22 protein-coding genes and 1 pseudogene are annotated in these 23,162 nt (G+C 68.0%); 18 read left to right on the forward strand and 5 right to left on the reverse strand.

The features are described from left to right. Nucleotides 1-55: 55 nt before the first annotated feature. Both pdxS and pdxT read left to right on the forward strand, forming a co-directional pair. A complete protein-coding gene (pdxS, locus tag B2869_RS16440; RefSeq protein ID WP_021200645.1) occupies nt 56-949 on the forward strand; it encodes a pyridoxal 5'-phosphate synthase lyase subunit PdxS in 894 nt (297 codons plus the stop codon). Then, nucleotides 939-1,559, forward strand: a complete 621-nt coding sequence (pdxT, locus tag B2869_RS16445; RefSeq protein WP_292768906.1) for a pyridoxal 5'-phosphate synthase glutaminase subunit PdxT — start codon at nt 939-941, stop codon at nt 1,557-1,559. Before pdxS ends, pdxT begins: the two co-directional genes overlap by 11 nt. Here pdxT and B2869_RS16450 read toward each other — a convergent pair whose 3' ends face one another. Together B2869_RS16450 and B2869_RS16455 are read right to left on the reverse strand one after the other, a co-directional pair. Beyond that, nucleotides 1,560-2,483 (reverse strand): aminoglycoside phosphotransferase family protein, encoded by a 924-nt coding sequence (locus B2869_RS16450; RefSeq protein WP_292768909.1) that lies wholly within the window; start codon nt 2,481-2,483, stop codon nt 1,560-1,562. Further along, entirely contained in the window at nt 2,480-3,190 is a 711-nt protein-coding gene (locus B2869_RS16455) for an alpha/beta hydrolase-fold protein (RefSeq protein ID WP_292768912.1), read from the reverse strand. Before B2869_RS16455 ends, B2869_RS16450 begins: the two co-directional genes overlap by 4 nt. An 86-nt stretch (nt 3,191-3,276) precedes the next feature. On the opposite strand from B2869_RS16455, the gene B2869_RS16460 reads away from it, so the two are divergent. From B2869_RS16460 to B2869_RS16495, 8 genes are all read left to right on the forward strand, one after another. Next, nucleotides 3,277-4,038, forward strand: coding sequence for a YebC/PmpR family DNA-binding transcriptional regulator (locus tag B2869_RS16460; protein WP_021200641.1), 762 nt, complete (start codon nt 3,277-3,279; stop codon nt 4,036-4,038). A 45-nt stretch (nt 4,039-4,083) separates the two neighbouring features. Continuing rightward, on the forward strand, nt 4,084-4,668 hold the full coding sequence (gene ruvC, locus B2869_RS16465; protein WP_292768916.1) for a crossover junction endodeoxyribonuclease RuvC: 585 nt from the start codon (nt 4,084-4,086) through the stop codon (nt 4,666-4,668). A gap of 9 nt (nt 4,669-4,677) precedes the next feature. Further along, a complete protein-coding gene (ruvA, locus tag B2869_RS16470) occupies nt 4,678-5,298 on the forward strand; it encodes a Holliday junction branch migration protein RuvA (RefSeq protein WP_029259270.1) in 621 nt (206 codons plus the stop codon). Continuing rightward, complete coding sequence (gene ruvB, locus B2869_RS16475) at nt 5,291-6,316, forward strand: Holliday junction branch migration DNA helicase RuvB (RefSeq protein WP_021200638.1); 1,026 nt, start codon at nt 5,291-5,293, stop codon at nt 6,314-6,316. The genes ruvA and ruvB overlap by 8 nt, the downstream gene beginning before the upstream one ends. Before the next feature lie 78 nt (nt 6,317-6,394). Then, the gene (locus B2869_RS16480) at nt 6,395-6,793 is read left to right on the forward strand and encodes a preprotein translocase subunit YajC (protein ID WP_021200637.1); all 399 of its coding nucleotides are present in this window, start codon (nt 6,395-6,397) and stop codon (nt 6,791-6,793) included. Nucleotides 6,794-6,848: 55 nt separating this feature from the next. Further along, entirely contained in the window at nt 6,849-8,597 is a 1,749-nt protein-coding gene (secD, locus tag B2869_RS16485; RefSeq protein WP_292768922.1) for a protein translocase subunit SecD, read from the forward strand. Continuing rightward, nucleotides 8,597-9,586: a protein translocase subunit SecF gene (secF, locus tag B2869_RS16490; RefSeq protein ID WP_021200635.1), complete on the forward strand. Its 990-nt coding sequence runs from the start codon at nt 8,597-8,599 to the stop codon at nt 9,584-9,586. Before secD ends, secF begins: the two co-directional genes overlap by 1 nt. A 66-nt stretch (nt 9,587-9,652) precedes the next feature. Further along, nucleotides 9,653-11,905, forward strand: a complete 2,253-nt coding sequence (locus B2869_RS16495; protein WP_029259269.1) for a RelA/SpoT family protein — start codon at nt 9,653-9,655, stop codon at nt 11,903-11,905. On the opposite strand, the gene B2869_RS16500 is transcribed toward B2869_RS16495, so the two are convergent. Both B2869_RS16500 and B2869_RS16505 read right to left on the reverse strand, forming a co-directional pair. Beyond that, nucleotides 11,892-12,443, reverse strand: a complete 552-nt coding sequence (locus B2869_RS16500) for a type IV toxin-antitoxin system AbiEi family antitoxin (RefSeq protein ID WP_167254070.1) — start codon at nt 12,441-12,443, stop codon at nt 11,892-11,894. The genes B2869_RS16495 and B2869_RS16500 overlap by 14 nt on opposite strands. A 64-nt stretch (nt 12,444-12,507) precedes the next feature. Continuing rightward, nucleotides 12,508-13,860 (reverse strand): DUF349 domain-containing protein, encoded by a 1,353-nt coding sequence (locus B2869_RS16505; protein WP_292768927.1) that lies wholly within the window; start codon nt 13,858-13,860, stop codon nt 12,508-12,510. A 213-nt stretch (nt 13,861-14,073) separates the two neighbouring features. On the opposite strand from B2869_RS16505, the gene B2869_RS16510 reads away from it, so the two are divergent. Next, nucleotides 14,074-15,966, forward strand: coding sequence for an NAD(P)/FAD-dependent oxidoreductase (locus tag B2869_RS16510; protein ID WP_292768930.1), 1,893 nt, complete (start codon nt 14,074-14,076; stop codon nt 15,964-15,966). Further along, nucleotides 15,966-16,724, forward strand: coding sequence for a winged helix-turn-helix domain-containing protein (locus B2869_RS16515; protein ID WP_292768933.1), 759 nt, complete (start codon nt 15,966-15,968; stop codon nt 16,722-16,724). The genes B2869_RS16510 and B2869_RS16515 overlap by 1 nt, the downstream gene beginning before the upstream one ends. Before the next feature lie 42 nt (nt 16,725-16,766). Here the strand turns inward: B2869_RS16515 and B2869_RS16520 are convergent, their stop codons facing one another. Further along, complete coding sequence (locus B2869_RS16520; protein WP_292768936.1) at nt 16,767-17,069, reverse strand: hypothetical protein; 303 nt, start codon at nt 17,067-17,069, stop codon at nt 16,767-16,769. Between the two features lie 102 nt (nt 17,070-17,171). Here B2869_RS16520 and B2869_RS16525 point away from each other — a divergent pair, with 102 nt between their 5' ends. The 6 genes and pseudogenes from B2869_RS16525 to B2869_RS16550 all read left to right on the forward strand — a co-directional run. After that, nucleotides 17,172-18,575, forward strand: a complete 1,404-nt coding sequence (locus B2869_RS16525) for a replication-associated recombination protein A (RefSeq protein ID WP_292768939.1) — start codon at nt 17,172-17,174, stop codon at nt 18,573-18,575. A 182-nt stretch (nt 18,576-18,757) separates the two neighbouring features. Continuing rightward, nucleotides 18,758-19,387: a 30S ribosomal protein S4 gene (gene rpsD, locus B2869_RS16530; protein ID WP_017830546.1), complete on the forward strand. Its 630-nt coding sequence runs from the start codon at nt 18,758-18,760 to the stop codon at nt 19,385-19,387. A 111-nt stretch (nt 19,388-19,498) separates the two neighbouring features. Further along, the gene (locus B2869_RS16535; RefSeq protein WP_021200628.1) at nt 19,499-19,687 is read left to right on the forward strand and encodes a hypothetical protein; all 189 of its coding nucleotides are present in this window, start codon (nt 19,499-19,501) and stop codon (nt 19,685-19,687) included. Nucleotides 19,688-19,742: 55 nt separating this feature from the next. After that, nucleotides 19,743-22,403: an alanine--tRNA ligase gene (gene alaS / locus B2869_RS16540; RefSeq protein WP_292768944.1), complete on the forward strand. Its 2,661-nt coding sequence runs from the start codon at nt 19,743-19,745 to the stop codon at nt 22,401-22,403. Beyond that, nucleotides 22,400-22,873, forward strand: coding sequence for a Holliday junction resolvase RuvX (ruvX, locus tag B2869_RS16545; protein WP_292768947.1), 474 nt, complete (start codon nt 22,400-22,402; stop codon nt 22,871-22,873). The genes alaS and ruvX overlap by 4 nt, the downstream gene beginning before the upstream one ends. Before the next feature lie 2 nt (nt 22,874-22,875). Next, a pseudogene (locus B2869_RS16550) lies at nt 22,876-23,162 on the forward strand (hypothetical protein); the annotation flags it as partial.

Raw genomic sequence — 23,162 nt, forward strand, 5'->3', positions numbered from 1 at the left:
TGCTATGTTTGATCTAGATCAAAACCGACTTCGGTGCATCCGACAGGAGTTCCCCATGGCAGAGCAGACAACCACCGGATCCGCGCGCGTCAAGCGCGGCCTCGCCGAGATGCTCAAGGGCGGCGTCATCATGGACGTCGTCACGGCAGAGCAGGCGAAGATCGCCGAAGACGCCGGCGCGGTCGCCGTGATGGCGCTCGAGCGCGTCCCGGCCGACATCCGCGCGCAGGGTGGGGTCTCCCGCATGAGCGACCCCGACATGATCGACAGCATCATCGATGCCGTCTCCATCCCCGTGATGGCGAAGGCGCGCATCGGTCACTTCGTCGAGGCGCAGGTGCTGCAGGAGCTCGGTGTCGACTACATCGACGAGTCCGAGGTGCTCTCGCCGGCCGACTACGTGAACCACATCGACAAGTACGGCTTCACGGTTCCGTTCGTGTGCGGAGCGACCAACCTCGGCGAGGCATTGCGTCGCATCAATGAGGGGGCGGCGATGATCCGCTCCAAGGGCGAGGCCGGCACCGGCGACGTCTCCGAGGCGATGAAGCACATCCGCAAGATCCGCGGCGAGATCGCCGCGCTCACGGCGCTGCCCAAGGACGAGCTCTTCGTTGCCGCGAAGGAGCTGCAGGCGCCGTACGAGCTCGTGGCGGAGATCGCCGAGACGGGCAAGCTCCCCGTCGTGCTGTTCGTCGCCGGCGGGGTCGCGACCCCGGCGGATGCCGCGATGATGATGCAGCTCGGTGCCGACGGCGTGTTCGTCGGATCGGGCATCTTCAAGTCGGGCAACCCGGCTGAGCGCGCGAAGGCGATCGTCAAGGCGACGACCTTCTTCGACGACGCCAAGGTCATCGCCGAGGTCTCGCGCGGACTGGGCGAGGCCATGGTCGGCATCAACGTCAGCGATCTCCCGGCCCCGCACCGCCTCGCCGAGCGTGGCTGGTAAGACCCGCGTCGGCGTCCTCGCGCTGCAGGGCGACGTGCGAGAGCACGCCGCCCTGCTCGCGCAGTTGGGTGCCGATGCGGTCCTGGTCCGTCGACCCGACGAGCTCTCCTCCGTCGATGGACTCGTGATCCCGGGCGGCGAGTCGAGCGTGATCGACAAGCTCTCCCGCATCTTCGGCATGCAGCAGCCGATCCGTGACGCGATCGCGGCGGGGATGCCGGTGTTGGGAACATGCGCGGGACTGATCATGCTCGCCGATGACATCGTCGACGCGATCGACGGCCAGGAATCATTCGGCGGACTCGACGTCGTCGTGCGCCGGAACGCCTTCGGCCGTCAGGTCGAGTCGTTCGAGGCTGTGCTCGATGTTCCCGCCTTCGAGGGCGAACCCGTTTCCGCGGCATTCATCCGCGGTCCCGTGGTCGAATCGGTCGGCCCGGGTGCAGAGGTGCTGGCTGAGCTGGACGACGGCCGCGTGGTCGCGGTGGAGCAGGGAAATCTGCTCGGGCTGAGCTTCCACCCCGAGATCACGGGGGAGAGGCGCTTTCACCAGCGCTTCCTCGCACGGGTGGAAGCACGTCGACGAGTGACGGCACCGCCGCAGGTGTGATCAGATCAGTGTGGCGAGCCAGCGCAGAGCCGGGTCCGCCTGTGCACGCTGAAACTCGCGGAGGCCCGGAAGCTGAGGGATCTCGGGCTGCGCCTGTTGATACCAGAGGAACGACGCGAACGCCGAGATGACGGGGAGCAGTGCAGCCTGAGGCGGCGCGCCGTGCTCTTCGAAGATGGCCCAGGCATCTTCGCAGGACGGCCCCCCGGACGCCTCGACGCTCGGCAGCAGACAGGGGAGATCGATCCACGCGGCACCTCGTCGCGCGTGTGGCCAGTCCAGGAGATGGGCGCGCCCGTCGCTGATCAGGATGTTGTCGGATCGCACGTCGTCGTGCACGATGACGTCGCCGTGCAGCGCGTCCTGGAAGCAGTCCTCCATCGAGAGGAGCGCGCGCACGCGGCTGGACAGGCCGTGGGGGAGCGCCTCCAGGAGCGGTGGATCCGCTGCGATCTCGCGCCATCGTGTGAAACCCGGGATCATGCCGTCCTCCGCGCGGGGCATCGCCGATGGCGCGGGGGTGGTCGACAGGGTGCGAAGGGATCGTGCCACGGAATGCAGGTCCTCGGTCGTCCAGGGTCGGCCGGGATGGCGTCCGTCGATGGCCTCGATCACGAGCGCGGTACCGACGGCGTCGTCGATGGCGCCACGGAGACGCGGGGCGACAGACGGCGGCAGATGTGCGAGCGTGCGCAACTCCTCGCGAAGGAAGTGCAGAGAGTCCGCGTGCCAGTCTGCGCCGCAGGCCTTGACGAAAGCGTGACCGGCGGTGGTCGTCACGACGCCCGCATAGGACGCGCTGAAGCCGCCATGAGCGGGTTCGTCCCCCACGAAGTCGCCACCGATCACTCCGACGATCTGCGTGCGCAGCGAAGCGGGGAGGGCACTCCAGGCGGGTCGGAGGCGGTCCGCTCCCGGTTTCATGGTGCCGCTCGCTCCGTGTCGTGATCGTTCTGCCGGTGGGAGAGCAGCCAGCTGTAGAGCTCGGGGTTCGCGTACGTCTCGGTCCAGGAATCGTGACCGACGCCCGCGTAGCGCGTGAACCGCACGTCGGCGTCGAGCGATCTGAGCTCCGCCACGATCTGCTCCGTCGCGGAGATCGGCACGACGTCGTCGGCGTCGCCGTGGAACGCCCACGTGGGCAGGGCGCGGATAGGGGCAGCGCTCTGCATCCACAGTCCTCCGCAGATCGGGGCGATCGCCGCGAACCGATCGGGGTAGCGCACGGCGAGGCTCCAGGTCCCGAACCCGCCCATGCTGAGTCCGGTCACGGCTACGCGGGCGGGATCGATGCGGTGCGCCGCGGCGACCTCGTCGAGCAGCACGGACAACGTCGTGAGTTCGGCGACCCACTGACTCGATTCGGGGCACTGCGGTGTGACCAGGATGAAGGGGAACTCGTGGCCGGCATCTGCCAGCCTCGGCGGCCCGTGCACCGCGGCGAGATCGACGTCGGATCCTCGTTCGCCCGCACCGTGCAGGAACAGCACGAGGGGCCAGAGCCTGTCCGGATCCGTTTCGTAGTCGTTCGGCAGATGCACCAAATACCGCAAGGAGTCGGCCGGTGACGGCTCGCCGTCATGCACGTCCGACGAATGGGATGCAGGGGTGACGTGTCGCGATCGGCGCATGCATCCATCCTGCTCCACTTGCGCGGTTCGTTAGACTGGACGACGCGCTGAGTGCGAGCTCACGCGGATACGACGAGCGGAGACTTATGTCCGGGCATTCCAAGTGGGCGACCACGAAGCACAAGAAGGCCATCATCGACTCCAGGCGCGCGAAGTCCTGGGCCAAGCTCATCAAGAACATCGAGGTCGCCGCGAAGCTCGGCGGGCCCGACCTTGCGGGCAACCCGACGCTTTTCGACGCGGTGCAGAAGGCCAAGAAGACCTCCGTCCCCAAGGACAACATCGACCGCGCGGTGAAGCGCGGTGCGGGCATCGGCGGCGAGGCCGTCGAGTACCTCTCGATCATGTATGAAGGCTACGGACCCAACGGTGTCGCTCTCATGATCGAGTGTCTGACCGACAACAAGAACCGCGCGGCCGCAGAAGTGCGCACGGCTCTCAGCCGCAACGGCGGCACGCTGGCGGACCCGGGCAGCGTCGCCTACAACTTCAGCCGCAAGGGCGTCATCGTCGTCGGCTCCGAGGGCACCACCGAGGATGACGTCATGATGGCGGCACTCGAGGCCGGCGCCGAGGAGATCGAGCCACATGCCGAGGGTTTCGAGGTCATCACCGAAGCCACCGACCTGGTGGCCGTGCGCACCGCGCTCCAGGAGGCGGGTATCGACTACGAATCCGCCGACGTCGAGTTCGTTCCGAACCTCAAGGTCGAGATCGACGCCGACACCGCTCGCAAGATCTTCCGTCTGATCGACGCTCTGGAAGACAGCGAAGACGTGCAGAACGTGTTCACGAACTTCGACCTCACCCCCGAGGTGCAGGCCGAGCTGGAGAACGACGAGGCGTAGGCGCGCCGGACGGTCCATGTCGGTGCCGCGGCCTAGCCTGGGGAAGTGACCTCCTCTCTGCGCGTGCTCGGCATCGACCCCGGGCTCACCCGGTGCGGTGTCGGCGTCGTCGACGTCGACGGCTCGCGTCGAGGAACGCTGGTGCACGTGGGGGTGATCCGCTCGTCCCCGGATGCCGAGCCCGGCGATCGCCTCGCGATCGTCGCCGCCGGGATCCGTGCGGTGATCGCCGAGCATCGCCCGGATGCGGTGGCCGTCGAGCGTGTGTTCGCTCAGCAGAACACGCACTCGGTGATGGGCACGGCGCAGGCCAGCGGCGTCGCGCTGCTGATCGCCTCCGAGTCCGGGCTCCCCGCGGCGACGCACACCCCCAGCGAGGTGAAGGCGGCCGTCACCGGATACGGCGCGGCGGACAAGCGGCAGGTGCAGACGATGATCGCCCGCATCCTGCGGCTGGACGCGCTCCCGCAGCCGGCCGACGCGGCCGACGCCCTGGCGATCGCCCTGTGCCACGCCTGGCGACGCGGAGGCGCTGCACCCCCCGGCCAGGGAGCGCTGACTCCGGCGCAACAGGCCTGGGCCGATGCCGAGAAGCGTGTCGGTCGAACATACCTACGAGCGACGCCGTAGGCTGAGGGGATGATCTCCTCTCTGCACGGTGTCGTCCTGCACGCGACATCCGATCAGGTCGTCATCGACGTGGGCGGAGTCGGATTCGCCGTCGCCGTCCCCACTGATGTGGCGCACACGGCCGTGGTGGGGGAGAAGCTCCTGCTGCACACCAGTCTCATCGTCCGCGAGGACTCGCTGTCGCTGTTCGGCTTCGCCGACCGGGGTGAGCTGGAGATCTTCGGTCTGCTGATCGGTGTGACCGGCGTCGGTCCGAAGTCGGCGCTCGGTGTGCTCTCGCACCTCACGGGCGATCAGATCGCCGAAGCCGTCACGGCCGAAGACGACGCCCCGTTCCGGCGGGTGTCCGGGATCGGTCCCAAGACCGCCAAGCTCATCGTGCTGCAGCTCGCCGGCAAGGTGCAGGCCTTCGCCGCGCCGTCGAGGCCGGCCGCCACGGGAGGCACGGACGTCGTGACGCAGGTGGCCGCAGCGCTCGTCGGCCTCGGCTGGTCGGAGAAGGTGGCCGCGGAAGCCGCAGCCCAGACCGCGGCAGAGGCTACCGAGGCGGAGAGCGCGTCGGTCGCCGCGCTGCTCCGACGCACTCTCGCCCTTCTCGGGCCGGCTCAGGGAGGCCAGGCGCGTGTCTGATCCGTTCGACGCCAGTGAGCCGTCCGACGAGACCGAACTCGCGATCGAGGGCGCCCTGCGCCCGACGAGCCTGGGGGAGTTCGTCGGACAGCAGAAGGTCCGCGGTCAGCTGCAGCTGCTCCTGGAAGCGGCCCGCATCCAGAGCCGTCCCGCTGATCACATCCTCCTGGCGGGCCCCCCGGGACTCGGCAAGACGACGCTCGCGATGATCGTGGCGCACGAGAGCGAGCGTCCGCTGCGTCTCTCGAGCGGCCCGGCGATCCAGCATGCCGGTGACCTCGCCGCCCTGCTGTCGAGCCTGGTCCCCGGCGAGGTCCTCTTCATCGATGAGATCCACCGCATGGCGCGCTCCGCAGAAGAGATGCTCTACCTCGCGATGGAGGATTACCGCATCGACATCATGGTGGGAAAGGGCGCGGGGGCCACGAGTATCCCGCTCGAGCTCTCGCCGTTCACCCTGGTCGGCGCGACGACGCGCTCCGGGCTGCTGCCCAACCCGCTCCGCGACCGCTTCGGATTCACCGGGCACCTCGAGTTCTACGAGGAGTCGGAGCTGGAGCAGGTGATCGCCCGGTCGGCTGCGGTCCTCGGTGTGGATCTGCCGACCGACTCGCTCTCCGAGATCGCCCGGCGTTCGCGGGGCACACCACGCATCGCGAACCGCCTGCTCCGCCGCGTGCGCGACTACGCCCTGGTGCACACGGGGGGAGTGGCCACGATCCGCGAGGTGCGCGCGGCTCTGGAGCTGTACGACGTCGACCCGATCGGTCTGGACCGCCTGGACCGCGCGGTCCTGGAAGCGCTCGTCCGGCGGTTCCGTGGTGGCCCGGTCGGGCTCAGCACGCTCGCGGTGGCCGTTGGCGAGGAGGCGGAGACCGTGGAGAGCGTGGTGGAGCCGTATCTCGTGCGGATCGGCTTCCTCGGGCGCACTCCTCGGGGCCGCGTGGCTATGCCCGAGGCGTACTCGCATCTGGGCGTCCCGCATCCGGACGGGATGCTTAAGTTGGATGACCTATAATCACTGAAGACTTCCCGGTTACCTTCGCGCGCCCAAAGGCTGGAGCGTGCACCTGAGAAAGGCGCTTCCCCCATGCCCATGGAATTCCTGCTCTTCGGCCTTCTCGCCGTCCTCCTCGTCTTCATGATCTTCAACACGCGCAAGCGCACGAAGCAGATGAAGGCCGAGCAGGAGGAGAAGGCCACCAAGACCGTTCCGGGCGCCAAGGTGCTCCTTCAGGGAGGCATCTACGGGACGATCGTCTCCTACGACCCCGAGGACCTCGACACGCCGGCACTCGTCGAGATCGCTCCCGGCACCATCATCGACGTCCACAGCCAGGCCATCCTGCGCGTCGTCGAGCCCAAGGACGCCATCGTCGACGCTCCGGCCGATGAGGTCGTCGACCCGTCGGTCGCCGACGAGTCGATCGCTCCGGCCGTCGAGACCCCCGAGGAGACCCGCGCCCGCCTCGAGCGCGACGCCGACGACAAGTAAGCCCGAGGCCGACACGGCCGCTCGGATCTCCGTCCTTCCAGAAAGCTGAACACACGTGGCTTCATCCTCTCCCGTCCGTCACGCCTGGCGGGTCCTTCTCGGCCTGCTCCTCGTGACGGGCGTGCTCTTCGGCATCAATGCGCTGGGCGTCTACGTCTTCAAGGACAGCAACGGGGAGGCTGCGAGCTCGTGGTCGCCTGAGCTCGCCCTCGACCTGCAGGGCGGCACGCAGATCGTTCTGAGCGCGGAGACCGAGGACGGCGCGGCGCCGTCCTCCGAGCAGCTCGACCAGGCGGCGGCGATCATCCGTCAGCGCGTCGACGCTTCCGGTGTCGCCGAGGCGGACATCACCACCGAGGGCGGCCAGAACATCGTCGTCCAGATCCCTGGTGAGGCGGACGCGCAGACCCGGGAGCGGATCCAGTCCAGTGCGCAGCTCGAGTTCCGGCCCGTGCTGTACACGACGGCGGCGACCAACGAGTTCGTCGGCGAGGACGGGAACTCCACGCCGTACCCCAGCCCGGACCCGGGACTCAACTCGACGCCGACGGCTGAGCCGACCGACGCGAGCGACCTCTCCTGGGTGACGGACAAGCTGGCAGCGGAGTTCCAGGCATACGACTGCGCGAACCCCGACAACGACGCCGCGAAGGCGCCGAAGGACGAGCCGCTCATCGCGTGCTCGGCCGACGGGTCAGCGAAGTACATCCTCGGACCGGCCGAACTCGACGGCACCGCGATCACCGATGCCGCAGCCGGCCGCGACCCGAAGTCGGGTGCATGGCTCGTGCAGCTCACGATGAACGCCGATGGTGCCGACGCGTTCGGCAAGGTGAGCACGCGGCTGAACCAGAACCGCATCGACGGTCTCACCCCGCGTGACCAGTTCGCGTTCGTGCTCGACGGCAACGTGATCAGCGCCCCGCGCATGAACGGGCAGATCCTCGACGGGCGCCCCAGCATCTCGGGCAGCTTCACGCAAGAGTCGGCGACCACCCTGGCCGACCAGCTCAAGTTCGGTGCCCTTCCGCTCAGCTTCACGGTCCAGAGCTCGGACACGATCTCGGCGACGCTGGGTACCCAGCAGCTGCAGATCGGTCTGATCGCCGGGCTCATCGGTCTCGCGCTGGTGGCGATCTACTCCCTGATCGTCTATCGAGCGCTCGGGTCGGTGATCATCGCGTCGATCGCGGTGATGGCGATCCTGACCTACATCATCATCTGCATCCTGGCGTGGCGCATCGGCTTCCGGCTCTCGCTCGCGGGAGTCGCCGGTCTGATCGTCTCCATCGGCTTCACGGCGGACTCGTTCATCGTGTACTTCGAGCGAATACGAGACGAGCTCCGTGACGGCAAGTCCATCACCGCCGCGGTGGAGGACGGCTGGGGCCGCGCGAAGCGGACGATCTACATCTCCAAGTCGATCAACATCCTGGCCGCGCTCGTGCTCTACATCCTTGCCGACGCCACGGTGAAGGGATTCGCGTTCACGCTCGGACTCACGACGCTCATCGACGTGTTCATCTTCGTGATCTTCACGCACCCGGTGATGCAGCTGCTCGCTCGCACGCGTTTCTTCGGCGGCGGACACAAGCTCTCCGGTCTCGACCCCGAAGCGCTCGGTGCCGTGTACCGCAGCCGGTCGCAGTACCGCGAGGTCACCACTGCATCCGCAGGTCGGGGTGCGAAGAACGCACGCTCGCGCGGTGAGGCGGATCGTCGACAGACCATCGCCGAACGTAAACGTGCCGAGGCCCTCGCGGGCGACAAACCCACCAACGCCGGAAGTGAGGGAGACGCCTGATGCCTTCCATGAATGAGTTCGGCAACAACCTCTATTCGGGCAAGACGTCTTTCCCGTTCGTCGGCAAGCGCCGGCTGTGGTTCATCATCGCGATCGCCCTCGTCGTCGGTTCGGCACTCGTACCGCTCATCCGTCCGATCCAGTTCTCGATCGAGTTCACCGGCGGATCGCAGTTCACGGTGCAGGCACCGGACAGCCTCGACCAGGAGACCGCCACCACCGCCGTGCAGTCGGTCGTACCGGGGGCCGCCACCAAGGTCGTCGTCGTCAGCGGCAAGGATGTGCGCGTCCAGACCGACCAGATGAGTGCGGCCGAGACCCAGCAGGTCGGCGAAGCTCTGGCAGAGGCCTATGGTGTGGATCCGTCCGACGTCACGTCGTCCTTCATCGGACCCGCGTGGGGTGAGAACGTCACGAAGCAGTCCCTGTGGGGCCTCGCGATCTTCCTGGCCCTCACGTTCCTGATCCTCGCGATCTACTTCCGCACGTGGAAGATGTCGGCCGCGGCCATCATCGGTCTGCTTGACGTGCTGGTGATCACGGTAGGCGTGTATGCGCTGGCCGGCTTCGAGATCTCGCCCGCCGCGGTGATCGGCTTCCTGACGATCCTGGCGTATTCGCTGTACGACACCACGGTCGTGTTCGACAAGATCCGGGAGAACACCACGGAAGACGGGGAGAAGTCCGCCCGGCTGTTCGGGGAGTCGGTGAACCTCGCGGTGAACCAGACGCTCGTGCGTTCTATCAATACCTCTGTGGTCGCGGCGCTGCCGGTCGGCGCTGTGCTCTTCATCGGCGCCTTCTGGCTCGGTGCGGAGTCGCTCACCGACATCTCGCTGTCGATCTTCGTCGGCATCCTGGTGGCGACCTACTCGACGCTCTTCGTGGCTGCTCCGCTCTACTCGTTGTTCCGCGAGAACGAGCCGCAGCTGAAAGCCCGCGACGCCCGCATCCGCGAGGCTCGCAGCAGGGCGGCCGTCGAGGTCTGATCGGGTTCCTCAGCGGGCCCGGTCCCGCACAGCACGCGTAGGATTGATCGATCAGGAGGTGAGTAGATGGCGGAACCGCAGACGTCATCGCAGGGCTCGAGTCTGCGACGGCTGGTTCCCCGCATCTTCTCCCGCGCGTCGAGGATCAACGATCTCGACAACCTGATCCGCACGGTCCGCGCGAATCACCCGAAGGGTGATTTCTCTGTCATCGAACGGGCCTACGCCGTCGCGAAAGAGAAGCACGAGGGGCAGAAGCGGCAGAGCGGCGAGCCGTACATCACGCATCCGCTCGCCGTCGCGCAGATCCTCGCGGAGCTCGGACTCGGCCCACGGGCGATCGCGGCCGCACTGCTGCACGACACCGTCGAGGACACAGGCTATGCCCTGACGGACCTCACCGCCGAGTTCGGCGACGAGGTTGCGATGCTCGTCGACGGCGTCACCAAGCTCGACAAGGTCAAGTACGGCGAGAGCGCCCAAGCCGAGACCGTGCGCAAGATGATCGTGGCGATGTCGAAAGACATCCGGGTGCTGCTGATCAAGCTCGCCGACCGCCTCCACAACGCGCGGACCTGGGGCTTCGTCCCGCCCGAGAAAGCGGCGAAGAAGGCCAAGGAGACCCTGGAGATCTATGCTCCGCTGGCGAATCGTCTCGGTATCCAGGCGATCAAGTCGGAGCTCGAGGATCTCTCCTTCGCGGTGCTGCATCCCAAGATCTACAACGAGATCCACAGTCTCATCGCGCAGCGCACTCCGCAGCGCGAGAAGTACCTGAACCAGGTCGTCGAGGAGATCGACGAGGATCTGCGCGACCTCCGCATCCGCGGCAAGGTCGTCGGGCGTCCGAAGCAGCTGTACTCGGTGTACCAGAAGATGGTTATCCGCGGGCGCGAGTTCGACGACATCTACGACCTGATCGGCATCCGCGTCCTGGTCGCCTCCGTGCGCGACTGCTACGCGGTGCTGGGCGCCATCCACGCGCGCTGGACCCCGTTGCCCGGCCGCTTCAAGGACTACATCGCGACGCCGAAGTTCAACCTCTACCAGTCGCTGCACACCACCGTCATCGGCCCCGCCGGCCGCACCGTCGAGATCCAGATCCGCACCCACGAGATGCACCAGCAGGCCGAGTACGGTGTGGCGGCGCATTGGATGTACAAGGAGCGGATGAACGGCGGTGGCAAGACCGAGGTGCGTGCCTCCGACACCGACATGGCGTGGCTCGCGCACATCTCCGACTGGCAGGCGGAGACCGCCGATCCGGGCGAGTTCCTCGAATCGCTCCGGTTCGAGATCGGCGCGAAGGAGGTCTACGTCTTCACGCCGAAGGGGCGGGTGATCGGACTCCCCGCCGGCGCCACTCCCGTGGACTTCGCGTATGCCGTGCACACCGAGATCGGGCACCGCACGATGGGCGCGAAGGTCAACGGACGCCTGGTGCCGTTGGAGTCCGAGCTCAAGAGCGGTGACGTCGTCGAGGTCTTCACCTCGAAGAACCCCGATGCCGGTCCCAGCCAGGACTGGCTCGGCTTCGTCGCGAGCACCCGCGCCCGCAACAAGATCCGCGGGTGGTTCACGAAGGAGCGCCGCGAAGAGGCGATCGAGCAGGGCAAGGAGGCCATCGCTCGCGCGATGCGCCGACAGAACCTGCCGTTGCAGCGCCTGATGAGCCATGACTCGTTCACCGAGGTGGCGCGGGGCATGCACTACGAAGACGTCTCGGCGCTCTACGCCGCTGTCGGTGAAGGCCACGTGTCCACGCAGTCGGTGCTGGAGAAGGTCACCGCTCTCGTCGCGGCGAACGATCCGACCACCGGTGCCATCGACCTTCCCGGTAGCGTCCAGACCCGGGAGCCGCGATCCGGTGACTCGGGCGTGCTCGTGCGCGGAGCCAACGACATCCTCGTGAAGCTCGCCAAGTGCTGTACCCCGGTCCCCGGGGACCAGATCGTCGGATTCGTGACCCGCGGCAGTGGTGTCTCCGTGCACAGAGCGGACTGCGTGAACGTGAAGGCCCTCGGTGCGGAGCAGGACCGCTTCGTCGAGGTGTCGTGGGCGCCCACCACCAAGAGCGTGTTCCGGGTGCAGATCCAGGTCGAGGCGCTCGACCGCTCCGGGCTGCTCTCCGACGTCACCCGCGTGCTGAGCGAGCACCACGTCAACATCCTGTCGGCGACGGTCACGACGACCGACGAGCGTCTGGCACTGAGTCGGTTCGTGTTCGAGATGGGCGATGCCGTGCACCTCGACCGTGTGCTCAACGCCGTACGCAGGATCGACGCCGTGTACGACGTCTACCGCGTCACCTCCTCCTGAGGGCGAGTCTCTCGAGCACCGCCGATCCCGCTCTGCTTCCCGGAACGCGGCTCATGCCGCGCAGTACGTCGGCTGCGGCCGCCGGGGCATCGGGGAACACCAGCGCGAGTCGTTCCATCCAGGTCAGCATCCGGGGGTCGCGATGGAGAGCCGTCGCGAGATCGAGCATCGTCCGTTCCGGCCGCGCCACCCGGACTCCGCCGAGCACCTGCACGTCGGACGCCGGGAGCACGGTGTCGTGGAACACGAGACGTGCGCTGGTGGTCGCACGGATCCGTCTCTCGACGCAGCGTCGCACATGGTGCACGACGGGCGGGGTGTCACCGGCGCCGTGGATCCAGGCAGCAGTAGGACCCGCGGCTGCGGTTCCCGGCTGCACGAGGGACCCGACTGCACCTGCCCTGACATCCGGTCCTTCGATGAGGTCAGCCGGGACGTAGACCTCGCCGACCTCGACCACATGGCCGTCGATCCGCGCGGCGCTGAGCTCGGACAGGCTCAACCGATCGCCGGGGACATAAAGGAAGACGGGGTGCATCACGTCAGTCTGACGTAGTGCACCCCGTCTCTTCAGCGGTGCTGAGCGACCTGTGGAGAACGGGTCAGCTCCCGAGGGCGCTGAGCCACGCGCGGCGTGCCTCGAGGGCATCCGTTGCCGCCTTGGCCGCCTTCTTGTCGCCCGACTTCTCTGCCGCGGCGACTTCGGCCTCGAGCTTCTCGATGGCCTCGAGCAGCTGCGAGCTCATGTCGTTCGCGCGAGCCTTGGTCTCGGGGTTGTTCTTCTTCCAGTCCACGTCTTCGCGGCCCTTGAGCCCCTGCTCGATGGCGCGGAGCTTGTCGTCGAGTGCACGTTCCTTCTCCCGAGGGAAGATGCGACCGATCTCGTCCCACTGCCGCTGGATGCGGGTGAGGAGAGCGCGGGCACGCTTGATGTTCGGCTCGTCGGCCACGGCCTTCGCCTCTTCGAGGAGCGCCTCGCGGGCTTCGATCTTCGGGGCGGAATCCGCTTCCTCTGCGGCGGCCTGCTCGGCGCGGGCGGCGTAGAGCGCGTCACCGGCAGCCTTGAAGCGCGCCCACAGAGCGTCGTCTGCCTTGCGGCCGGCGCGGCCCGATGCCTTCCACTCGTCGAGCAGGTTCCGGTACGCGGGAATGCCGTCCGTGCCACGCGGGGCCAGTGCCTCGGCACGCTCGACCAGACGGGTCTTCGCGTCGCGGGCGACCTTGTGCGCGTCGTCGAGCTCGGAGTAGAACGCGCGGCGCTGCTTGTCGACGACGGCGCGAGCGTCGCGGAATCGCTTCCAGAGCTGCTGGGAGATGCCCTTCGACAGGCGCGGCCCGTTCTGCTGCTGCGCCTGCCAGGCATCGAACAGTTCGCCGAGCTCGGCCGTGACCTGCTTCCACTGCACCTTGCTGAGGTCGCGGGCGGCGATGGCCTCGGCACGCTCGACGAGGACCGTGCGCTCGGCGATCGCCTTGTCGACGAGCTCCTTGGCGTGCTGTGCCTCCTGCTCGGTCGCCTCCGAGAGGGACGAGGTCAAGGCATTGAGCCGATCGCGCAGGCCTGCGAGGTCGCCGACGGCAGCGGCATCGGTCGCTTCGTCGATCAGGTGCGAGGCCTGCTTGGCGAGATCGCTCGCCGACGCTCCGCCGGCCTGATGACGCTGTTCGAGAGCGTGCACCTTGAAGGCGATGTCATCGAACTTGCGGACGAAGTAGGCGAGGGCCTCGTCGGGAGTCCCATCGGGGTACTGGCCGACGACGCGCCAGGCCTCGCCTTCCTTGACCTCGACGGTCCCGTCTTCGGATACGCGACCCCATTCCGCTGATGTCGAGGATGCCGCAGGCACCGGGGCGACGGGCGCGACGGCGGCCGGCGTCGGCGCCTTGCGCGGCATCGGTACGGCAGGGGGGCCGGGGACGGGGGGAGTCGGCTTCGTGGGCTCGTTGGCAGACACGTGATTCTCCTTGCGCGGTCGGGCCGCGGGAGGCGGAAAGGACGAGGCTCAGCCTAGTACGCCGGAGCGTCGCGGGTGAGGTCCCAGGACTTCGATGATCGTTACCGTTCTGTGAGGAGAACTTTCGACGCAGGACACATTCTCCGTCATCTCCGGGAAACACGATGCTCCTATCGTCGCGAGCACGACAGTCTTCCGGTCGACAGGAGCAGTATGAAGGACACGACTTCCGCGCCGCACGAGATCCTGGTCGTCGGCGCGGGGATGGCGGCGCACCGTTTCGTGGAGCGCCTGCTCCGCGACCCGGGTGCGGCGGTGCGAGTCACGGTCATCGGCGATGAGGGGCATGGCCCGTACGACCGATCCGCTCTCGCGGGTGTCCTCACCGGCCTGGAGGTCGAGGATCTCCAGCTCGACCGAACGGTGTTCCGCGACGACCGTGTGCGGTTGATCCGTGACGACCGCGTGCTCCGTATCGACCGGTCGGCGCGGGTGGTGCGCACACGATCCCGACGCTCCTATTCCTACGACGTGCTCGTGCTGGCCACCGGGTCGTTCGCGGGGCGGGTGGCGGTGTCAGGGGCTCGCCTCCCCGGCTGCTTCGTCCTGCGCACCATCGAGGACGCGGAGTCGGTGCGGGATTTCGTCGATTCGCGATCGCGTGCTCTCGGCCGCCCGCTGCGAGGCGTCGTCATCGGTGGCGGCCAGCACGGAATCGAGACCGCTGCAGCGCTCGACGACGCCGGAATCGGCGCGACGATCGTGCAGTACGCGGATCGTCTCCTGCCCTCGCTGCTGGATGAAGCTGCAGCAGACGTCCTGCGCGGCGCCCTCGAAGAACGGGGTATCGCTGTCCGCACCCGAACCAGGACGACGCGGCTCGATCCGGACGACTCGGGAGCCGTCACGGCGCTCGAGTTCCAGGACGGTACCTTCCAACGCGCCGACCTCGTCGTCTTCACCGTCGGCGTGCGACCCCGGGACGAACTCGCGCGCAATGCCGGACTCGACGTGCACCCGCAGGGAGGAGTGATCGTCGACGATCGCTGCACGACATCGGATCCGCGCATCGTCGCGATCGGTGAGGCGGCCTGCGTCGACGGACGCTGCGTCGACGCCGCGGCTTCCGCATATGCCATGGCGGAGGTGGCGGCCGCGCGTCTGCTCGGGGGAGGGGAGCGCTTCGGCGGGCACCGACGAGACGTGCACCGCACCATCGCGGGCGTCGATCTCGCGTGCTTCGGCGAGCCGGCGCCGCGCGACGCCGATCCCGACGCCGTCGAGGTCGTCACGCATCGCTCGCGAGGCACCGGTGTCTACCGAAAGCTCGTGCTCACCGACGATGCGCGGACGCTCCTCGGCGGAATTCTCATGGGCGATACGAGCGGTCTTGGCGTTCTTCGTCGGCTCGTCGGCGGACCGGCGCGTGGAGAGCTGGCTGCCGAACTGCGCCGGGCGGCGTATCCCGACGACTCTCGTGCGGTCTGCGTGCACATCGGCATGTCGCCGCAGGAGCTCCTGGCAGTGCTCCGCGCGGACGAGGCGTTCACGTTCAGCGCGGTCGGAGCTCGCTTCGGGCGGGACCCGGAGTGCGAGCGCTGCACCCTGGCTGTGGCACGCGCGCTCGTGGAACTGGCGACGGAGCGTTCTCCTCTCCGCACGCGCGGCGGGCAGGAGGGGATCGATTCTCACACGGGCCCGGTCCGATCGGAGGGGAGCCGAGTGCGGGTGTCGACGGTGACGGGGGCGGAGCTCACACCGGGGCATCTCGTCGACATCGGGCGTCTTGCCCAGGACCTGGGCCTGACGTTGCGGATCGTCCACTCCCGGATCGAACTGCAGGGCGTCTCCCACGACCAGCAGGCGCGGTTGCGGCATGGCCTCACCGCCGTGGGCCTCGCGCCCGCACCCCCTCTGCCGGACGGAGCCGACCCGGACTCCGGGGCACCGACGCGGCCCGCACGCGGTGGGGTATCGGCGGACCCGAGTTCATCCGAGTCCCCGCATCGCGGTGACGGCACGACGGTCGCGATCGGCTGGAGGGATCGGGATCGAAGCGCCGATCCGCGGCGGGGCGTCTCCCTTCGCGCCGAGAATCCCGCGTGATGACCGGGCGTTCGGGGGCACGCCCGGTGCTCGCAGGATGCAGGATCATCATCTCCGCCCAGCCGCGGGCGGCAGGAGCATCTGCGGCCGGGAATCGTTCCGCCCGAGCGGATGAACTCGACCGCGCACTCGGCGCAGAGGGCGCGGACGTGATGCGCGTCGTGACATCCCGTCCGGTGACCACCACGACGGGCGTGCTGCACCGTGCGGTGCATCGCGCGGGGTCCGGGGGCGCCGACGCCGTGCTCTTCACGGCGTCGTCCGCGTCATGGATCGACGCGGCGACGAGGAGCGGCGCGCTCGAAGCGCATCGTCGTCGTGCCGAAGCGGGCCGGTTGCTCCTGGTCTCGGATGACGAGCGCGAGGCTCGCCGCCTTCAGGACGCCGGCCTGATCGCACGATACGTCGAACGGGAGAGACCGACGGGTCTTGTCGGATGCGTCGTCGCACACTACGGAAGCGGTGCAGGATCGGTGCGCACCGATGCCGGAAGCCTCGAGGTGCGCAGTGGGGGCGTCGTGCTGGACGGGCGCTTCCTTCCGCTGTCCCGTGGCGCAGCGGGCCTGATCGAGGCCCTGTTCCTGGCCCGCGGACGCGTGCTCTCGCGAAGGGAGCTCGGTCGTGAGCTACCCGGCGGCGAGCGCAGCGGACGGGCGGTGGAGGTGGCCGTCGCCCGGTTGCGGGAGTCGTTGGGTGGCGTCGACCTGGTCCAGACCGTCGTCAAGCGGGGCTATCGCCTCGCCGTATCGGAGCCGTGAGCCGAGGGCATCGGTGGTCGGGGCGATCAACCGCGTCGGCGGTCACTCCGCCGGTGCGTCCGAGGGGACGGGGGCCGGCGTCTCCGCGGGTGTCTCGGTCGGAGCGGTGGTCGGCTCGACGGAGGGAGTGGGGGTGGGCTCCGGTTCGGGCGCGGTGACCTGGGCGTGCACGACCTGGCTGCCGATCGCTGCGACGACGATGAGGCTGCCGACGACGGCGGCGATCGTGTTGTCACGGACACGGCGGCGGATCTGCCCTTCGTGCCACTGGGTGCGTGCGGTGTGCAGTCGTGCGCGCTCCGCCGATGTGCGCGCCTGTGCGCTCTTGGAACCGCGTGCGGCCATGCCCTGCTCTCCCATCCGGACGCCGCTCCACGACGTCGCCTGAGAGCCTACCCGGATGCGGAGGTTCACCGAAGTGTCGGGGGCCGCCGTTAGCCTGGAGGGATGACGTCCCCTGCTGCGCTGCTCTCCGGGCAGACGCCCCTCGCCGTGCGCATGCGTCCGGTGTCCCTCGCGGAGGTCGCGGGCCAGCGTCATCTGCTGCGTGCGGGATCACCGATCGTCGCACTCGCCGACCCCGAAGCGACAGCCCCCGGGGCCGTGTCGATCATCCTGTGGGGACCGCCGGGAACCGGGAAGACGACTCTCGCTCAGGCCATCGCACGATCGTCCGGTCGACGATTCGTCGAACTCTCCGCCATCACGGCGGGGGTGAAAGACGTGCGCGAAGTCATGCAGGAAGCCGTCACACAGCGCGATCTCTACGGGCAGACGACCATCCTCTTCCTCGACGAGATCCACCGCTTCACCAAGGCGCAGCAGGATGCCCTTCTCCCCGGAGTCGAGAACGGCTGGGTGATCCTGATCGCCGCGACGACAGAGAACCCGTCGTTCTCCGTCATCTCACCGCTGCTCTCGCGTTCGCTGCTGTTGACGCTGCAGCCGCTCACCGACGACGACATCGGCCTCCTCGTCGATCGTGCGGTCACCGACCCCCGCGGTCTGAACGCATCCGTCGCTCTGAGCGAGGAAGCGAGGTCGGCTCTGGTGCGGCTGGCCTCGGGTGACGCACGGCGTGCCCTGACCGGGCTGGAGGCCGGCGCCGCAGTCGCCCTGTCCCACGCGACGGCAGCGGACGCGGACGACGAGGGGAACGTTCCGTCGGTGCCCGATGCGTCGATGCCCGATGCGTCGGTGCCCGATGCGTCGGTGCCCGAGGTCTCGGCCGACGACATCTCCCAGGCCGTCGACAAAGCCCTGCTGCGTTACGACCGGCAAGGCGACGAGCACTACGACGTCATCAGTGCCTTCATCAAGTCGATCAGAGGATCCGACCCCGATGCCGCGTTGCACTACCTCGCCCGCATGATCGAGGCAGGGGAGGACCCGCGCTTCATCGCCCGGCGCCTCGTGATCTCAGCATCGGAAGACGTCGGTCTCGCCGACCCGCAGGCCCTGGCCATCGCCGTGGCGGCCGCAGATGCCGTGGCGTTCATCGGCATGCCGGAAGGTCGCATCCCCCTCGCGGAAGCGACCGTCTACCTGGCGACCACCGCCAAATCGAACGCCGCGTACGTGGGGATCGACGCGGCGATCGCCGACATCCGCGCCGGCGGTTTCGGCCGGGTTCCGCTGCATCTCCGCGATGCGCACTACCCGGGCGCCAAACGTCTGGGCCACGGCCGCGGCTACGTCTATTCGCACGACAGCGAGTTCGGCGTCGTGCCCCAGCAGTATCTGCCGGACGAACTCGACGGTCGGCACTACTACGAGCCGAAGAACCTCGGTGCGGAGCGCGACATCGGTGCGCGCCTCGAGCGGATCCGCCGCATCCTCGGGGACCGCTGACCCTGCGGATCCGGCGGGGAAAAGCGATCTGTTAGACTTGAGCGGCTCGAAACCGAGTTTTCGGGCATCTCCTCGTTCACACCACACCTTGCTGGCGCCCCGGCGTGCGCTCCAAGGCAGAACGCGGACGATACGTCCGTGAGTCGTGAAAGACGCGACCACGTCATCGGAAGGAAAACTTCGTGACCACGAAGTCCCAGGACCGCCGCAAGGTGCGTCTCAGCCGCGCCCTCGGCGTCGCTCTCACCCCGAAGGCCGCCCGCTACCTCGAGAAGCGTCCGTACGCTCCGGGTGAGCACGGCCGCACCAAGCGCAAGGCAGACAGCGACTACGCCGTCCGTCTGCGTGAGAAGCAGCGTCTTCGCGAGCAGTACGGCATCCGCGAGAAGCAGATGCGCAACACCTTCAACGAGGCTCGTCGTCAGGACGGCCTGACCGGTGAGAACCTGGTCGAGCTCCTCGAGATGCGTCTCGACGCTCTCGTCGTGCGTTCGGGCTTCGCCCGCACCACCGCGCAGGCCCGCCAGCTCGTCGTGCACCGCCACATCCTGGTCGACGGCCAGCTCGTCGACCGCCCGTCGTTCCGCGTGAAGCCGGGTCAGCTCATCCACGTCAAGGCCAAGAGCGAGGGCACCGAGCCCTTCCAGGTGGCAGCAGCCGGCGGTCACGCCGAGGTCCTGCCTCCCGTTCCGGGCTACCTCGAGGTCGAGCTCGACAAGCTCCAGTCACGTCTGGTTCGTCGTCCGAAGCGCGCCGAGGTCCCCGTGACCTGTGAAGTGCAGCTCGTCGTCGAGTACTACGCGGCTCGCTGATCCAGCGATCGAGCAATCAGGCAGGAGGCGTCGGGATTCCCGACGCCTCCTGTCGTTTCCGCATACGATGGTGACACCGCGCCTTCGCGGGTCAAGGGCAAGGATGACGACATGAAGAACGTGCTGTGGTTCCTGATCGGTGTGATCGGCGGCTTCGTCGCGGCTCACTTCATGAACAAGGACCCGCGTGGTCATGACATCCTCGCCGAGGTCGACGCCCGGATCAACGGGTTCACCGCGATCCTCAGCGACGCCTACCGCGAGCAGGAGGCACGGCTCACGGAGCCGGGCGACAACTGAACCACCGCAGCGGCGCCTCGGCGCGGCATCTTCACGCAAGGACACCCGGAACCTTATGAAAACTGCGGAAATCGCGCAGCGCTATCTCGACTTCTTCGAGAAGAACGACCACCTCATCGTCCCCTCGGCCTCCCTGGTCAGTGACGACCCGTCCCTGCTGTTCACGGTCGCCGGAATGGTGCCGATGATCCCGTACCTCACAGGTGTCGTCCCAGCCCCGCATCCGCGTATCGCCGACGTGCAGAAGTGCATCCGCACCAACGACATCGAAGAGGTCGGCCGCACTGCCCGTCATGGCACGTTCTTCCAGATGCTCGGCAACTGGTCGTTCGGCGACTACTTCAAGGAAGGCGCGATCCGCTATGCCTGGGAGCTGTTGACGAGCTCCGAGTCCGACGGCGGTCTCGGCTTCGACGAGAAGGACCTGTGGGTCACCGTCTACGAGACCGACGACGAGGCCGAGGCGATCTGGCGCGACATCATCGGGCTCAAGCCGGAGCGCATCCAGCGCCTGGGCCGGGCGGACAACTACTGGAACACCGGCCAGCCCGGACCGGGTGGTCCCGACTCGGAGATCTTCTTCGATCGCGGTCCCGCATACGGCAAGGACGGCGGCCCGGCTGTCGACGACTCGCGGTTCCTGGAGATCTGGAACCTCGTGTTCATGCAGGACTTCATCGAGAACATCCGCAGCAAGACGGAGTTCGACATCGTCGGCGAGCTGCCGATGAAGAACATCGACACCGGCATGGGCCTCGAACGCGTCGCCTTCCTCAAGCAGGGTGTCGACAACATGTACGAGTCCGATCAGGTGCGGCCGGTGCTGGACCGTGCGGTCGAGCTCTCCGGACGGCCCTACGGGGCGCAGCACGAGGACGACGTGCGGTTCCGTGTCGTCGCGGACCACGTACGCTCCTCGCTCATGCTCCTCTCCGACGGCGTGCGTCCCTCCAACGAGGGACGCGGGTACATCCTGCGCCGTCTGATGCGTCGCACGGTCCGCTCGATGCGCCTGCTCGGTGTCGACGAGCCGGTGTTCCCCGAGCTGTTCGCCGCATCCCGCGATGTGATGAAGACCACCTATCCGGAACTCGAGAGGGACTGGTCCGTGCTCTCGGCATCGGCGTTCGCCGAGGAGGAGACCTTCCGTCGCACCCTCGTCGCCGGGTCGACGATCCTCGACCTGGCTCTGGACGAGACCAGGAAGGGCGGCGGGAAGACCCTGAGCGGTCCCGAGGCCTTCCTGCTGCACGACACCTACGGCTTCCCGATCGACCTCACGCTCGAGGTCGCCGAGGAAGCAGGACTCGACGTCGATCGTGCCGCTTTCGACAGCCTCATGCAGGAGCAGCGCCAGCGCGCGAAGGACGACGCCCGCAACCGCAAGCGTCAGCTCGCCGATGTGTCCGTCTATCGTGATCTGCGCGCGCTGGGAGAGACCGGATTCGACGGCTACACCGCTCTCGAGGTCGAATCCCGTGTGCTCGGTCTCCTCGTCGACGGTGTCCCCGTGCGCAGCGCCACCGAGGGCCAGATCGCCGAGGTCGTGCTCGCCGAGACGACGCTCTACGCGGAGTCGGGTGGACAGGTGGCCGACAAGGGCACGATCGTGGGCCCGGGATACACGCTCGAGGTGCTCGATGTGCAGAAGCCGGTCCCCGGTCTGATCAGTCACACGGTCGAGGTCACGCGCGGCAGCGTCGCCGTCGACGACATCGCGACCACGGTGGTGGACGCGGCGAACCGTCGTGCCGCCCGCCAGGCGCACTCGGCCACCCACCTCGTGCATGCCGCTCTGCGCGACACGCTCGGTCCGACCGCGACGCAGGCGGGCTCGTTGAACCGTGCCGGCTACATGCGCTTCGACTTCGCCTGGTCGCAGGCGCTCTCGACGGATACGCGGAGCGAGATCGAGGAGATCACGAACCGTGCAGTGCAGGACGCCCTGGAGGTGACCACGCGCATCGTCTCCCTCGACGAGGCGAAGGAAGCCGGAGCCATGGCGCTGTTCGGCGAGAAGTACGGCGATGTCGTGCGCATGGTCGACATCGGCGGCCCCTGGTCGCGCGAACTTTGTGCGGGCACGCACGTCAGCACGAGTGCCGAGATCGGTCTGGTGAGCCTGGTCGGAGAGTCTTCCGTCGGAGCATCCAATCGTCGCATCGAGGCTCTCGTCGGCGCCGATGCCTTCCGGGAGCTCGCCGCGGAGCGGGCGATCGTCTCGCAGTTGACCAGTTCCCTGAAGACGCCGCGCGAACAGCTTCCGGAGCGGATCGCCGACATCGCCGCGAGTCTGAAGGCGGCGGAGAAGCGCATCGCGCAGTTCGAGGCGAAGGAGAGGGCGGGGCAGGTTCCCGCCATCGTCGAGGCCGCGACCCGCGCTGGAGCGTTCCGCCTGGCTGCCCAGAACCTGGGCGAGGTGGCGTCCGCGGACGATGTGCGCGATCTCGTGAACGGCGTGCGCGATCGGCTCGGTTCCGATGCCGCGGTCGTGGCATTGGGAGCTGTGGTCAACGGCCGTCCGGTCGTGGTCGTCGCCACCAACGATGCCGCTCGGTCTGCGGGAGCGAAGGCCGGCGCGTTGGCGAAGCGCGCTGCCGGTGTGCTCGGCGGCGGCGGTGGCGGTCGTGACGATGTCGCGCAGGGCGGTGGTGCGGATGCCGCGGCGCTTCCCGCGGCGCTCGAGGCCATCTCACAGGAGCTGCACGTCGCGTGAGCGGGTTCCGCCGCGGCGTGCGGCTCGGCATCGACGTCGGCAGGGCGAGGGTCGGTGTCGCGCGTTGCGATCCCGATGGCATGCTCGCCGTCCCGGTCGAGACGGTCCCTCGGGACGACGCATCGATCGACCGCCTCGTGCAGATCGCAGGGGAGTACGACCCGTTGGAGTTCGTGGTCGGCCTCCCGGTGAACATGCAGGGCGCCGACACGCCGTCGACCACGGATGCGCGAGAGTTCGCCGCTGCGCTTCAGGTGCGCAGCGGGATCCCCGTGCGCCTCGTGGACGAGCGCCTCAGCACTGTGAGCGCGCACGCCGCTTTGCGCAGTTCCGGGAGATCTCAGAAGAAGTCTCGTAGCATTGTGGATCAGGTCGCCGCCGTGGTGCTTCTGCAGCAGGCGATCGACATGGAGAAGAGCACCGGAAACCCGGCCGGCGCCACCATCTCGCCTGACGAGGAGCACGCCTGACGATGTCTGAACGTGACAGCGCCACCCCCCGGCACGATCCGGATTCCCGCCTGGGGGACCTGTTCGAGAATCTGCCGGACCCGACGCAGCAGATCCCGACCGTCGACAACAGCGCTCCGGCGCCCGGTTCTCGCCGCGCCGCCCGAGAGGCAGCCGCTGGAGAGGGAACCGCGACTCCGGTGCGAGGCACGGCCCGCACGCCGGCCGAGCCGTCCCCTGTGCCGGTACGTGGGTCCGCGGACGAAGCCGTCACCGCGGATGCGGCGCCGTCGCCGACACCCGTTCGCGC

Origin of the sequence: Microbacterium sp. UBA3486 (genome assembly GCF_002377845.1) — a bacterium.
In the GTDB taxonomy this organism is placed as follows: Bacteria; Actinomycetota; Actinomycetes; order Actinomycetales; family Microbacteriaceae; genus Microbacterium; species Microbacterium maritypicum_A.

Bases quoted from the DNA above. Each gene is read 5' to 3' on its own strand.
- B2869_RS16450 (WP_292768909.1), bottom strand. From the start codon at position 2,483: ATGAAACCGGGAGCGGACCGCCTCCGACCCGCCTGGAGTGCCCTCCCC.
- secF (WP_021200635.1), top strand. From the start codon at position 8,597: ATGCCTTCCATGAATGAGTTCGGCAACAACCTCTATTCGGGCAAGACG.
- B2869_RS16495 (WP_029259269.1), top strand. From the start codon at position 9,653: ATGGCGGAACCGCAGACGTCATCGCAGGGCTCGAGTCTGCGACGGCTG.
- ruvA (WP_029259270.1), top strand. From the start codon at position 4,678: ATGATCTCCTCTCTGCACGGTGTCGTCCTGCACGCGACATCCGATCAG.
- B2869_RS16510 (WP_292768930.1), top strand. From the start codon at position 14,074: ATGAAGGACACGACTTCCGCGCCGCACGAGATCCTGGTCGTCGGCGCG.
- alaS (WP_292768944.1), top strand. From the start codon at position 19,743: ATGAAAACTGCGGAAATCGCGCAGCGCTATCTCGACTTCTTCGAGAAG.
- B2869_RS16525 (WP_292768939.1), top strand. From the start codon at position 17,172: ATGACGTCCCCTGCTGCGCTGCTCTCCGGGCAGACGCCCCTCGCCGTG.
- pdxS (WP_021200645.1), top strand. From the start codon at position 56: ATGGCAGAGCAGACAACCACCGGATCCGCGCGCGTCAAGCGCGGCCTC.
- B2869_RS16480 (WP_021200637.1), top strand. From the start codon at position 6,395: ATGGAATTCCTGCTCTTCGGCCTTCTCGCCGTCCTCCTCGTCTTCATG.
- B2869_RS16460 (WP_021200641.1), top strand. From the start codon at position 3,277: ATGTCCGGGCATTCCAAGTGGGCGACCACGAAGCACAAGAAGGCCATC.
- B2869_RS16455 (WP_292768912.1), bottom strand. From the start codon at position 3,190: ATGCGCCGATCGCGACACGTCACCCCTGCATCCCATTCGTCGGACGTG.
- B2869_RS16515 (WP_292768933.1), top strand. From the start codon at position 15,966: ATGACCGGGCGTTCGGGGGCACGCCCGGTGCTCGCAGGATGCAGGATC.
- B2869_RS16500 (WP_167254070.1), bottom strand. From the start codon at position 12,443: ATGCACCCCGTCTTCCTTTATGTCCCCGGCGATCGGTTGAGCCTGTCC.
- B2869_RS16535 (WP_021200628.1), top strand. From the start codon at position 19,499: ATGAAGAACGTGCTGTGGTTCCTGATCGGTGTGATCGGCGGCTTCGTC.
- B2869_RS16520 (WP_292768936.1), bottom strand. From the start codon at position 17,069: ATGGCCGCACGCGGTTCCAAGAGCGCACAGGCGCGCACATCGGCGGAG.